Genomic DNA, 12012 nt, shown 5'->3' with positions numbered 1-12012 from the left:
ATCAGGGATGGCAACCTTTCCCATGGCTGGGATGATTTTATCAACTTATGTCTTTCGCGTATTCCCTCATCTTCCTTTGGTAGCGCAAGGGCTCTGGTGGTTTTCATTTCTCTTGGACTTGGTCTTGATTGCTGATTTCACCATCAAGTTTGCCTGTCCAGGTCGTAGGGTTCATGCGACTCCTAGCTGGACGGTTCTCTATGTGGGGATAGCGGTGGCTGCCTTGACTTATCCTCTGGTAGGTATCATCGAAATTGCCTATGCGACCTTGAGTTTTGGGTTTCTCCTAACCTTCTATCTCTACCCGCTTATTTATAGCGATTTAAAGAAACATCCACTCCCACTAGCCTTGCTTGGACAGGAAGGAATCTACTGTGCTCCCTTCTCTCTGCTCTTGGCTTCTCTAGTTCGAGTTGGAGGAGCTAGCCTACCGAATTGGGTCTTGATTGTCATGATCTTGGCTTCCCAATCTTTCTTTTTCTTTGTTTTGACTCGCCTGCCCAATATTTTAAAACAAGGTTTTCAACCAGCCTTCTCAGCCCTCACCTTCCCGACTATTATCACAGCTACTTCGCTTAAGATGGCTCAGGGAATCTTGAAACTTCCATTTTTGGATTATTTGGTACTGGATGAAACTGTTATTTGCCTAATCATTTTGCTCTTTGTATTAGGCGCTTATCTGAATTGGTTACGAAAAAAGGTCTAGCTAGAAATAGCTAAACCTTATTTTTTATGGTTTGATAACCTCAGCTCCACCCATGTATGGACGAAGTGCTTCTGGGATGGTTACAGAACCATCTTCATTTTGATAGTTTTCAAGAATAGCAGCTACTGTACGTCCAACTGCAAGTCCAGAACCGTTCAAGGTATGGAGCAATTTCACCTTGCCATCTGCTTCATCACGGTAACGGATTTGGGCACGACGGGCTTGGAAATCTTCTGTGTTTGAACAGCTTGAGATTTCACGGTAAGTATTTTGTGCTGGAATCCAAACTTCCAAGTCGTAAGTTTTCGCAGCTGAGAAGCCCATATCTCCAGTAGAGAGAGCAACGACACGGTATGGAAGGTTGAGTTTTTGAAGAATGTTTTCAGCGTTGGCTGTCATTTTTTCCAATTCCTCATAAGATTCTTCTGGTTTGGCAAATTTGACCATTTCAACCTTGTGGAATTGGTGCAAACGAATCAAGCCCCGAGTATCACGACCAGCTGAACCAGCCTCAGAACGGAATGATGGACTCATAGCAGTGAAGTAGATTGGAAGGTCTTTGCCGTCCAAGATTTCATCACGGTAGTAGTTTGTCAGAGGAACTTCGGCTGTAGGAATAAGAACATAATTGCTGTCGCTGAGTTCAAAAGTATCTTCCTTGAATTTTGGATATTGCCCAGTACCAAACATAGAGTCATGGTTAACCATGTAAGGCGTGATGACTTCCGTATAGCCTTCCTTTCCATGCTCATCCAACATAAAGTTGTAGATAGCACGTTCCAAACGAGCACCGAGGCCTTTATAGAAGAGGAAGCGAGCGCCTGTTACCTTACCACCACGTTCCCAATCAAGGATATCAAGCTCTTCACCAAGATCCCAGTGAGCTTTTGGCTCAAAGTCAAACTCGCGTGGAGTACCCCAACGGCGAACTTCCACATTGTCGTCTTCGTCAGCCCCAACAGGAACGCTGTCAGCTGGAATATTTGGAAGAGTAGTGGTAAATTCTGTCAATTTAGCATCGATTTCTGCCAATTCAGCATCCAAGGCTTTGACCTCAGCAGATAGACTTTGCATGGCAGCAATCTTGTCATCTGCATTTTCCTTGTTGCGCTTAGCTTGGGCAATCTCAGCAGAAACTGTGTTACGTTCTGCTTTTAAAGTTTCAACCTTGACCAAGATGTCACGACGTTTAGCATCGATTTCTTTCATCTCATTCAAGACAGCAGCATCGACACCACGTGTAGCCAATTTTTCTGCGACAGCATCAAAGTCTGTACGAATACGTTTGATATCTAACATAAGAACTCCTTTATGAAAAAAGCACACCTGACAAAGCGTTGGAGTGGCAGAGCCACGGTTCCATCCAACTTCACAGGTGTGCACTTGATTGTGTATGTAATTGTTACTAACGGTAGAATTTCACCTATCCCTCCTATCTGCTCGCAGCACCCGCAGACTTTCTGAAAGAAGAAGATAACCTACTTATCCGTTGCTATGATTATACTAAAGTTTCTACTTTTTTGCAAATAGATTTTTAAATTTTTGGCTAATTGTCTGAATCAGGGTAGGAAGTTTGACGACCTTGTCATTGCCCAGTTTTTCACGAGCAATTTTGAGAATAGCACCTGAGTCTTTTGAAGCAAAGAGGAATTTTCCTTTGTCTGTAAAGACTTCGAAGTGGCGACTGATTTTTCGTCCAGTGACATTGGCTCCAATCTGATTGATATGCCCCCAAGGAATCTGGATAAATTGTTCGACATTGACGTCTGGGTAAAATTCTAAGGCCTGATCTCCGACAAGGAATTTCCCAACTTTTCCAGCGATAGAGAGGTAGGAAGTGCCTGTCGTGCTGAGAAGCACTGTTTTATTAAGTGATTGGGCCATGATTAGTCTTCCTTACTTTCGCCGAAAAAGGCATTGTAGAGGGCTTTAATAGCTGCTTTCTCTTGGTCTTTATTGACAACAAACATGATAGAAACTTCACTAGAACCTTGAGACATCATCTGGATATTGATCTTATTTTCAGATAGAGCGCGAGTTGCAGTAGCAGTTACTCCGATATGACTCTTCATCTTTTCTCCAACAATCATAATGATAGAAAGGTCGTGTTCGATTTCTGCATGGTCTACTTCAGCCTTTTGAACCAACTGACGCAGGATTTCTTCTTCCTTGATAGGAGTTAGTTCGCGAGAACGGAGGATGATTGAAAGATCGTCGATGCCTGTTGGCATATGTTCCCAACCGATGTTAAGGTCTTCAAGGATTTGCAGAACCTTGCGTCCGAATCCAACCTCGCGATTCATAAGGTATTTAGACATGTTGATGCTGACAAAGCCTGAGTCACCAGCAATTCCCACAACTGGAAATTCATCACTACTATGTTTTAGAACGATACGAGTACCTGGATGGTCAGGGTTGTTGGTATTCTTGATAACTAGAGGAATTTTTCCACGGTAGGCAGGAAGAAGGGCTTCGTCGTGAAGGACTGAGAATCCTGCATAGGCCAACTCACGCATTTCACGGTAGGTCAACTCAGGAATCGAGTGTGGTTGGTGGATAATGCCTGGGTGGGCTGCAAAGATACCATCAACGTCCGTAAAGTTTTCATAGAGGTCAGCCTTAACCCCTGCAGCAATGATAGAACCTGTAATATCCGATCCTCCACGGGAGAAGGTACAGATTTGATTTTCCTTGGTAACTCCAAAGAAACCAGGAATGACAAGGACTTCATTTGTATTTGTCAATTCCTCAATCTTGTCATAACTTGATGGAATAATGCGAGCGTGACCAGGTTCACTTGTGACCACAATACCAGCTTCTCGAGGGTGAACATAGCGTGCATCAATCCCATTTTGGTTAAAGTAGGCAGCAATCAATTTGGCATTGTTGTTTTCACCGGCTGCTAGGAAAGTGTCGTAGAGAAATTCATTTTCTTCGATAGGAAGAGTGGCCAAGGCGCGAATGCTTTTAGAAATTTTTTCTAGCACAGCTGGTTTTAGTCCCAATTCACTAACCATAGCAGCATAGCGGTCGATAATCCAGTTTTGGCTCTTGCTAATATCGTTACCAGCAACATAATCACGGTAGTATTTAATCAAGGCATCCGTAACCTTAGTATCTTCAGCATTGCGTTTACCAGGCGCAGAAACGACTACAAAACGACGCTCTTTATCGCTTTTGACAATGTTTAAAACTTTTTCTAATTGACCAGCAGAGGCAAGAGAGCTACCTCCAAATTTAACAACCTTCATAAGAACTCCTAAAGTAAGTATTTTATACGATTATAGCAGAAAGAAAGCCTTTTTTCAATGAAGAAAATAAGATGCTTTCTAGGATAAAGCGAGCCTTTCTTATCGGCTGAGACACTTTTGGTTGATTTTTTCTTGCTTTCGAGTTTTAAAAAAGATATACTTTGATAATGAAACAATTTAAACTGCTTATAAAATAAAAAGGAGTCCAGATGGAACATATTATTTATCAGCTTGAAGAGGACTTGGCAATCCTTACCTTAAATCGTCCTGAGGTCGCAAATGGTTTTCATATTCCCATGTGTGAGGAGATTTTAGAAGCGCTGACTCTGGCAGAAGAGGATCCGGCTGTGCATTTTATCTTAATCAATGCCAATGGCAAAGTCTTTTCAGTTGGGGGAGACTTGGTAGAGATGAAGCGGGCAGTGGATGAGGATGATATTCCATCATTGACAAAAATCGCAGAGTTGGTCAATACGATTTCTTATAAAATCAAACAAATAGCCAAACCTGTTTTAATGGAGGTTGACGGTGCTGTTGCAGGTGCCGCAGCCAATATGGCTGTTGCGGCAGATTTCTGTTTGGCAACGGATAAGGCTAAATTTATCCAAGCCTTTGTTGGCGTTGGTTTGGCTCCAGATGCAGGTGGGATTCATCTCTTGAGTCGCAGTATCGGTGTGACGCGTGCAACTCAATTAGCCATGACAGGAGAGGCTTTGACCGCAGAAAAAGCTCTGGAGTGGGGGCTAGTTTACCGTGTTTCCGAAGCTGATAAACTTGAAAAGACGAGAGAACAGCTTCTTAAAAAATTAAGACGTGGTTCAAGTAATTCCTATGTAGCCATTAAGAAGTTGGTTTGGGAGAGCCAATTTAAAGACTGGCAGGATTACGCTACTTTAGAACTGAACCTACAGGAATCCTTAGCTCAAACAGAGGATTTCAAAGAAGGAGTGCGGGCCCATTCTGAGAGAAGAAGACCTAAATTTACAGGAAAATAAAAAAATACTTGCATCATTCTTTGAACTTTGATATAATTCTCTTGTCAAATGTTTTGATTGTAAAAGTTTTTTTGAGAAGGAGGGATATGAAAAATGGACTACCAACGAATTAACGAATATTTAACATCTATATTTAACAATGTCCTTGTCATTGAGGAAGTGAGCTTGAGAGGTAGTCGTTTCAAGGATATCTCCATCAAAGAAATGCATACGATTGATGTGATTGGGAAATTCCCAGACGTGACACCAAGTCAAGTGTCAAAAGAGTTGATGGTGACTCTTGGGACAGTTACGACTAGTTTGAATAATCTCGAACGCAAGGGTTACATTGAACGCATTCGCTCAGAGCAGGATCGTCGTGTGGTGCATCTACATTTGACAAAGAAGGGTCGCTTGGTTCATAGGCTGCATAAACGCTTCCACAAGGCCATGGTTGAAAAAATCATTGATGGTATGAGTAAGGAAGAAATTGATGTTATGAGCAAAGGTTTGACCAATCTTTATCAATTTTTGGAGGATTTGAAATAATGGCTTTTGCAAAAATAAGCCAGGTTGCTCATTATGTGCCAGAGCAAGTGGTTACAAATCACGACTTGGCTCAGATTATGGATACCAATGATGAGTGGATTTCAAGTCGGACGGGAATACGACAAAGGCATATTTCAAGAACAGAATCTACCAGTGATTTGGCTACGGAAGTTGCTAAGAAACTGATGGCAAAAGCTGAAATCACAGGGGAAGAGCTGGATTTTATCATCCTAGCTACTATTACTCCAGATTCGATGATGCCCTCTACAGCTGCTCGTGTTCAAGCCAATATTGGTGCTAATAAGGCCTTTGCTTTTGACCTAACAGCTGCTTGTAGTGGATTTGTATTTGCTCTTTCAACTGCTGAAAAGTTTATCGCTTCCGGTCGCTTTCAAAAAGGCTTGGTGATTGGTAGTGAAACCCTCTCTAAGGCAGTCGATTGGTCAGATCGATCAACAGCTGTGTTGTTTGGAGATGGTGCTGGTGGCGTCTTGTTAGAAGCTAGCGATAAGCAACATTTCCTAGCGGAGAGTCTCAATAGCGATGGTTCACGAAGCGAGTGTCTAACTTATGGGCATTCAGGCCTGCATTCTCCATTTTCAGATCAAGAAAATGCAGATTCATTTTTGAAGATGGATGGGCGCGCAGTCTTTGATTTTGCCATTCGAGATGTAGCCAAGTCTATCAAACAGACTATTGAAGAATCTCCTGTAGAGGCGACAGACTTGGATTATCTGCTACTTCATCAGGCTAATATCCGTATTTTGGATAAGATGGCTAGAAAAATTGGTGTTGACCGAGACAAACTTCCAGCTAATATGATGGAATATGGTAATACCAGTGCAGCCAGTATCCCGATTTTACTTTCAGAGTGTGTAGAACAAGGGCTCATCCCTTTAGATGGTAGCCAGACTGTTCTGCTATCAGGCTTCGGTGGAGGCTTGACCTGGGGCACGCTCATTCTTACAATTTAGGTAATCATGTGGTGAACACATTGTTATAAAAAACTATTTATTTTAAAGGAGTCCTATCATGGCAGTATTTGAAAAAGTACAAGAAATTATCGTTGAAGAACTTGGAAAAGACGCATCAGAAGTAACACTTGAATCAACTTTTGATGATTTGGATGCAGATTCATTGGACTTGTTCCAAGTAATCTCAGAAATCGAAGATGCTTTTGATATCCAAATCGAAGCAGAAGATGACTTGAAAACAGTTGGTGACTTGGTTGCCTACGTTGAAGAGCAAACAAAATAAGCAGAATAGAAGATAGAAGGAGTAGGGAAACCCGCTCCCTCTTGTTTAGGCAATAGTTTGATTGTCAAATTATGACAGTATCGAACTATTACGTAAGCAAGAAACGATGGAGGCACTATGAAAACGCGTATTACAGAATTATTGAACATTGAGTATCCTATTTTCCAAGGAGGAATGGCCTGGGTTGCTGATGGTGATTTGGCAGGGGCTGTTTCTAAGGCTGGAGGACTAGGCATTATCGGTGGGGGGAATGACCCCGAAAGAAGTCGTCAAGGCAAATATTGACAAGATCAAATCGTTAACGGATAAACCTTTTGGTGTCAACATCATGCTCTTGTCTCCCTTTGTGGAAGATATTGTAGACCTTGTTATCGAGGAAGGAGTTAAGGTAGTGACAACAGGCGCAGGAAATCCTGGAAAATACATGGAACGCTTCCATGAAGCTGGGATCACAGTTATTCCTGTTGTACCAAGTGTTGCCCTAGCTAAACGCATGAAAAAAATCGGTGCAGACGCCGTTATTGCAGAAGGAATGGAAGCTGGGGGACATATCGGTAAATTAACAACCATGACCTTGGTGCGTCAAGTGGCGGCAGCTGTATCTATCCCTGTTATTGCGGCAGGAGGGATTGCGGATGGTGAGGGTGCTGCGGCTGGCTTTATGCTAGGGGCAGAGGCTGTTCAGGTTGGAACGCGTTTTGTCGTTGCCAAAGAGTCTAATGCACATCCAAATTACAAGGCCAAGATTTTAAAAGCTAGAGATATTGATACTACGATTTCAGCTCAACACTTTGGCCATGCTGTTCGTGCTATTAAAAATCAATTGACTCGTGATTTTGAAAAAGCTGAGAAAGATGCCTTTAAACAAGAAAATCCTGATTTAGAAATCTTTGAACAAATGGGAGCCGGTGCTCTAGCTAAAGCGGTTGTTCACGGAGATGTGGATGGTGGATCTGTTATGGCAGGTCAAATCGCAGGCCTTGTTTCCAAAGAAGAAACCGTTGAAGAAATCCTAAAAGATTTGTATTACGGAGCAGCTAAGAAAATTCAAGAAGAAGCCTCTCGCTGGGCAGGAGTTGTAAGAAATGACTAAAACAGCCTTTTTATTTGCTGGTCAAGGTGCTCAGTATCTAGGGATGGGACGGGATCTCTATGATCAGTATCCGATTGTCGAAGAAACGATTGATCAAGCGAGTCAGGTACTCGGTTATGATTTGCGTCATCTTATCGATACGGAAGAAGAAAAACTTAATCAGACTCGCTATACGCAACCAGCTATTTTAGCAACTTCAGTTGCTATTTACCGATTATTGCAAGAAAAGGGCTATCAGCCTGATATGGTTGCTGGTTTGTCTCTTGGAGAATACTCTGCCTTGGTGGCCAGCGGTGCCTTGGATTTTGAAGATGCGGTAGCCTTGGTTGCTAAGCGTGGAGCCTATATGGAAGAAGCGGCTCCTGCTGGCTCTGGTAAGATGGTAGCAGTTCTCAATACACCAGTAGAGGTCATTGAGGAAGCCTGTCAAAAAGCTTCTGAACTTGGAGTGGTTACTCCAGCTAACTATAATACACCTGCACAAATCGTGATTGGTGGAGAAGTGGATGCAGTTGATCGAGCTGTTGAACTCTTGCAGGAAGCAGGAGCTAAACGCTTGATTCCTCTTAAGGTTTCAGGTCCCTTTCATACCGCTCTCCTTGAGCCTGCTAGTCAGAAACTAGCTGAAACTCTAGCTCAGGTAAGTTTTTCAGATTTCACTTGTCTCCTAGTCGGCAATACAGAAGCTACAGTTATGAAAAAAGAAGACATTGCTCAACTCTTGACGCGTCAGGTCAAGGAACCAGTTCGTTTTTATGAAAGTATTGCAGTTATGCAAGAAGCAGGAGTAACCAACTTTATCGAGATTGGACCGGGGAAAGTCTTGTCAGGCTTTGTCAAAAAAATTGATAAAACGGCTAAACTAGCTAATGTTGAAGATCAGGCGAGTTTGGAAGCCTTGCTAGAAAACGAGTAATCCCTTCTCCCACAAATATAAGAGGAAACAGGAGAAAAGAATGCAACTAAAAAATAAAAATATCTTTATTACAGGTTCGAGTCGTGGGATTGGTCTTGCCATTGCCCACAAGTTTGCTCAAGCAGGAGCCAACATTGTCTTAAACAGTCGTGGTGCAATTTCAGAAGAATTGCTCGCTGAGTTTTCAGACTACGGTGTCAAGGTGGTTCCCATTTCAGGAGATGTATCCGATTTTGCAGACGCTAAGCGCATGGTTGAGCAAGCTATTGCAGAGCTGGGTTCAGTAGACGTTTTGGTCAACAATGCAGGGATTACCCAAGATACCCTGATGCTCAAGATGACAGAAGCAGATTTTGAAAAAGTGCTTAAAGTGAATCTGACTGGTGCCTTTAACATGACACAATCAGTCTTGAAACCGATGATGAAAGCCAGAGAAGGTGCTATCATTAATATGTCTAGTGTTGTTGGTTTGATGGGAAATATCGGCCAAGCTAACTATGCTGCTTCTAAGGCTGGCTTGATTGGTTTTACCAAGTCTGTGGCGCGTGAAGTGGCCAATCGCAATATCAGGGTTAATGCTATTGCACCTGGAATGATTGAGTCCGATATGACAGCTGTTCTATCAGACAAGGTAAAAGATGCCATGCTGGCGCAAATTCCTATGAAAGAATTTGGGCAGGCAGAACAGGTTGCAGATTTGACAGTATTTTTAGCAGGCCAAGATTATCTAACTGGTCAAGTGGTTGCCATTGATGGCGGCCTCAGTATGTAGCAAAAGCTAGAGGTGAGAAAGATGAAACTAAATCGCGTAGTAGTAACAGGTTATGGAGTGACATCTCCAATCGGAAATACACCAGAAGAATTTTGGAATAGTTTGACAACTGGAAAAATCGGAATTGGTCAAATTACAAAATTTGATCATAGTGACTTTGATGTGCATAATGCGGCAGAAATCCAAGATTTTCCTTTTGATAAATACTTTGTTAAGAAAGATACCAATCGTTTTGATAACTATTCTTTATATGCCTTGTATGCGGCCCAAGAAGCTGTTAATCATGCAGGTCTTGATGTAGAGGCACTTGACAAGGATCGTTTTGGTGTTATCGTTGCTTCTGGTATTGGTGGAATCAAGGAAATTGAAGATCAAGTGCTTCGCCTCCATGACAAAGGACCAAAACGTGTGAAACCATTGACCCTTCCAAAAGCCTTGCCAAATATGGCTTCAGGAAATGTTGCTATGCGTTTTGGAGCAAATGGTGTTTGTAAATCCATCAATACTGCCTGCGCTTCATCAAATGACGCGATTGGAGATGCCTTCCGCTCCATTAAGTTTGGTTTTCAAGATGTTATGTTGGTAGGTGGTTCAGAAGCTTCTATCACACCTTTTGCTATTGCTGGTTTCCAAGCCCTAACAGCTCTCTCTACTACAGAGGATCCAACTCGTGCGTCTATCCCATTTGATAAGGACCGTAATGGTTTTGTAATGGGAGAAGGTTCAGGGATGTTGGTTCTTGAAAGTCTGGAACACGCCGAAAAACGTGGCGCTACTATCCTGGCTGAAGTGGTTGGTTACGGAAATACTTGTGATGCCTACCACATGACTTCACCACATCCAGAAGGTCAGGGAGCTATCAAGGCCATCAAACTAGCCTTGGAGGAAGCTGAGATTTCTCCAGAGCAAGTAGCCTATGTCAATGCTCATGGAACGTCAACTCCTGCTAATGAAAAAGGAGAAAGCGGTGCGATCGTAGCTGTTCTTGGTAAGGAAGTACCTGTATCATCAACCAAATCATTCACAGGACATTTGCTGGGTGCTGCAGGTGCGGTAGAAGCTATCGTCACAATCGAAGCTATGCGTCATAACTTTGTACCAATGACAGCTGGAACAAGTGAAGTATCAGATTATATCGAAGCCAATGTCGTTTATGGACAAGGCTTGGAGCAAGAAATTCCATACGCTATTTCAAATACTTTTGGTTTTGGTGGCCACAATGCAGTTCTTGCTTTCAAACGTTGGGAGAATAAATAAGTATGAATTTAAACGATATTAAAGACTTGATGGCTCAATTTGACCAATCAAGTTTGAGAGAATTTTCTTATAAAAATGGGACGGATGAGTTGCAGTTTAGCAAGAATGAAGCGAGACTTGTATCTGAAGTTGCACCTCAAGTTACTCCAGCACCTGTTCTAGCAACACCAAGTCCAGTAGCTCCTACATCTGCTCCAGCAGAAACTATAGTGGAAGAAACTTCGGCACCAGCCGAAGCAAGTGTGGCTGCTGAGGGAGATGTTGTAGAGAGCCCACTTGTTGGGGTGGCTTACTTGGCTGCTGGTCCTGATAAACCTGCCTTCGTCACAGTTGGTGATAGTGTTAAAAAAGGTCAAACACTAGTGATTATCGAAGCCATGAAAGTCATGAATGAAATCCCAGCTCCTAAGGATGGTGTGGTAACGGAAATTCTCGTTTCTAACGAAGAAATGGTTGAATTTGGTAAAGGATTGGTACGTATCAAATGATCGATATTCAAGGAATCAAAGAAGCCCTTCCCCACCGTTATCCTATGCTCCTAGTAGACCGTGTCTTGGAAGTGAGTGAGGATACCATTGTTGCTATCAAAAATGTGACCATCAATGAGCCCTTCTTTAATGGCCATTTTCCTCAATATCCAGTTATGCCAGGGGTTCTCATCATGGAGGCCTTGGCGCAAACAGCTGGTGTGTTGGAGTTGTCAAAACCTGAAAATAAAGGGAAACTGGTCTTTTACGCTGGTATGGACAAGGTTAAGTTCAAGAAGCAGGTTGTACCAGGAGACCAATTGCTTATGACAGCGACTTTTGTAAAACGTCGTGGCACCATTGCCGTGGTTGAAGCAAAGGCTGAAGTGGATGGCAAGCTTGCAGCTAGTGGTACTCTTACCTTTGCAATAGGGAACTAAGGAGGTTCTCCATGTTTCGAAAAATTTTAATTGCCAATCGTGGTGAAATTGCGGTTCGGATTATCCGTGCGGCGCGTGAATTGGGGATTGCGACGGTGGCGGTTTATTCGACTGCTGATAAGGAAGCCCTTCATACGCTTTTGGCAGATGAAGCAGTTTGTATCGGTCCTGGCAAGGCAACAGAGTCTTATCTTAATATCAATGCGGTTCTATCAGCTGCAGTCTTGACTGAGGCAGAAGCTATTCACCCCGGTTTTGGTATTCTCAGTGAAAATTCCAAATTTGCGACCATGTGTGAAGAAGTTGGTATCAAGTTTATCGGCCCATCTG

At 42.8% G+C, this 12012-nt stretch carries 14 protein-coding genes and 1 pseudogene; 12 read left to right on the top strand and 3 right to left on the bottom strand.

Features of this window, described 5'->3' with window-relative positions; all coding sequences use genetic code 11:
- Positions 1-706: TDT family transporter (locus tag SMIDD26_RS08310; protein ID WP_061439876.1), on the top strand; the 706-nt coding region annotated here is incomplete at its 5' end.
- A gap of 24 nt (positions 707-730) precedes the next feature.
- Here SMIDD26_RS08310 and serS read toward each other — a convergent pair.
- From serS to SMIDD26_RS08295, 3 genes are all read right to left on the bottom strand, one after another.
- Complete coding sequence (gene serS / locus SMIDD26_RS08305) at positions 731-2005, bottom strand: serine--tRNA ligase (protein WP_061439807.1); 1275 nt, start codon at positions 2003-2005, stop codon at positions 731-733.
- A 213-nt stretch (positions 2006-2218) separates the two neighbouring features.
- Positions 2219-2590, bottom strand: a complete 372-nt coding sequence (locus tag SMIDD26_RS08300; protein ID WP_000079353.1) for a DUF956 family protein — start codon at positions 2588-2590, stop codon at positions 2219-2221.
- A gap of 2 nt (positions 2591-2592) precedes the next feature.
- Complete coding sequence (locus SMIDD26_RS08295; protein WP_061439806.1) at positions 2593-3957, bottom strand: aspartate kinase; 1365 nt, start codon at positions 3955-3957, stop codon at positions 2593-2595.
- 209 nt (positions 3958-4166) lie between these two features.
- Between SMIDD26_RS08295 and SMIDD26_RS08290 the strand changes: the two genes are divergently transcribed.
- The 11 genes and pseudogenes from SMIDD26_RS08290 to SMIDD26_RS08240 all read left to right on the top strand — a co-directional run.
- Entirely contained in the window at positions 4167-4952 is a 786-nt protein-coding gene (locus SMIDD26_RS08290) for an enoyl-CoA hydratase (protein WP_061439805.1), read from the top strand.
- Between the two features lie 93 nt (positions 4953-5045).
- Positions 5046-5480, top strand: coding sequence for a fatty acid biosynthesis transcriptional regulator FabT (locus tag SMIDD26_RS08285; protein ID WP_000386353.1), 435 nt, complete (start codon positions 5046-5048; stop codon positions 5478-5480).
- Positions 5480-6454, top strand: a complete 975-nt coding sequence (locus tag SMIDD26_RS08280; RefSeq protein WP_061439804.1) for a beta-ketoacyl-ACP synthase III — start codon at positions 5480-5482, stop codon at positions 6452-6454. Before SMIDD26_RS08285 ends, SMIDD26_RS08280 begins: the two co-directional genes overlap by 1 nt.
- 58 nt (positions 6455-6512) lie before the next feature.
- Entirely contained in the window at positions 6513-6737 is a 225-nt protein-coding gene (locus SMIDD26_RS08275; protein ID WP_000257838.1) for an acyl carrier protein, read from the top strand.
- Positions 6738-6854: 117 nt separating this feature from the next.
- Positions 6855-7830 (top strand): annotated as a pseudogene (gene fabK, locus SMIDD26_RS08270) (enoyl-[acyl-carrier-protein] reductase FabK).
- Positions 7823-8746, top strand: coding sequence for an ACP S-malonyltransferase (gene fabD / locus SMIDD26_RS08265; RefSeq protein WP_061439803.1), 924 nt, complete (start codon positions 7823-7825; stop codon positions 8744-8746). Before fabK ends, fabD begins: the two are co-directional and overlap by 8 nt.
- Before the next feature lie 40 nt (positions 8747-8786).
- Positions 8787-9518, top strand: a complete 732-nt coding sequence (gene fabG, locus SMIDD26_RS08260) for a 3-oxoacyl-[acyl-carrier-protein] reductase (RefSeq protein ID WP_061439802.1) — start codon at positions 8787-8789, stop codon at positions 9516-9518.
- A gap of 21 nt (positions 9519-9539) precedes the next feature.
- Positions 9540-10775: a beta-ketoacyl-ACP synthase II gene (fabF, locus tag SMIDD26_RS08255; protein WP_061439801.1), complete on the top strand. Its 1236-nt coding sequence runs from the start codon at positions 9540-9542 to the stop codon at positions 10773-10775.
- A 2-nt stretch (positions 10776-10777) separates the two neighbouring features.
- Positions 10778-11263 carry an acetyl-CoA carboxylase biotin carboxyl carrier protein gene (gene accB, locus SMIDD26_RS08250; protein ID WP_061439800.1) on the top strand — a complete coding sequence of 162 codons (486 nt, stop codon included), beginning with the start codon at positions 10778-10780 and terminating at the stop codon, positions 11261-11263.
- On the top strand, positions 11260-11682 hold the full coding sequence (gene fabZ, locus SMIDD26_RS08245; RefSeq protein ID WP_000565509.1) for a 3-hydroxyacyl-ACP dehydratase FabZ: 423 nt from the start codon (positions 11260-11262) through the stop codon (positions 11680-11682). Before accB ends, fabZ begins: the two co-directional genes overlap by 4 nt.
- Before the next feature lie 11 nt (positions 11683-11693).
- Positions 11694-12012, top strand: a 319-nt coding sequence (locus tag SMIDD26_RS08240) for a biotin carboxylase N-terminal domain-containing protein (protein WP_280630523.1), incomplete at its 3' end; no start/stop codon positions are given.

It is taken from the genome of Streptococcus mitis (assembly GCF_001579035.1).
In the GTDB taxonomy this organism is placed as follows: domain Bacteria; phylum Bacillota; class Bacilli; order Lactobacillales; family Streptococcaceae; genus Streptococcus; species Streptococcus mitis_J.
Note: the sequence above shows the minus strand (reverse complement) of the source record. Positions and strands in the feature narration are given on the sequence as shown.

Coding starts and splice junctions, on each gene's coding strand:
- serS (WP_061439807.1), bottom strand. CDS start 2,005: ATGTTAGATATCAAACGTATTCGTACAGACTTTGATGCTGTCGCAGAA.
- SMIDD26_RS08300 (WP_000079353.1), bottom strand. CDS start 2,590: ATGGCCCAATCACTTAATAAAACAGTGCTTCTCAGCACGACAGGCACT.
- SMIDD26_RS08295 (WP_061439806.1), bottom strand. CDS start 3,957: ATGAAGGTTGTTAAATTTGGAGGTAGCTCTCTTGCCTCTGCTGGTCAA.
- SMIDD26_RS08290 (WP_061439805.1), top strand. CDS start 4,167: ATGGAACATATTATTTATCAGCTTGAAGAGGACTTGGCAATCCTTACC.
- SMIDD26_RS08285 (WP_000386353.1), top strand. CDS start 5,046: ATGGACTACCAACGAATTAACGAATATTTAACATCTATATTTAACAAT.
- SMIDD26_RS08280 (WP_061439804.1), top strand. CDS start 5,480: ATGGCTTTTGCAAAAATAAGCCAGGTTGCTCATTATGTGCCAGAGCAA.
- SMIDD26_RS08275 (WP_000257838.1), top strand. CDS start 6,513: ATGGCAGTATTTGAAAAAGTACAAGAAATTATCGTTGAAGAACTTGGA.
- fabD (WP_061439803.1), top strand. CDS start 7,823: ATGACTAAAACAGCCTTTTTATTTGCTGGTCAAGGTGCTCAGTATCTA.
- fabG (WP_061439802.1), top strand. CDS start 8,787: ATGCAACTAAAAAATAAAAATATCTTTATTACAGGTTCGAGTCGTGGG.
- fabF (WP_061439801.1), top strand. CDS start 9,540: ATGAAACTAAATCGCGTAGTAGTAACAGGTTATGGAGTGACATCTCCA.
- accB (WP_061439800.1), top strand. CDS start 10,778: ATGAATTTAAACGATATTAAAGACTTGATGGCTCAATTTGACCAATCA.
- fabZ (WP_000565509.1), top strand. CDS start 11,260: ATGATCGATATTCAAGGAATCAAAGAAGCCCTTCCCCACCGTTATCCT.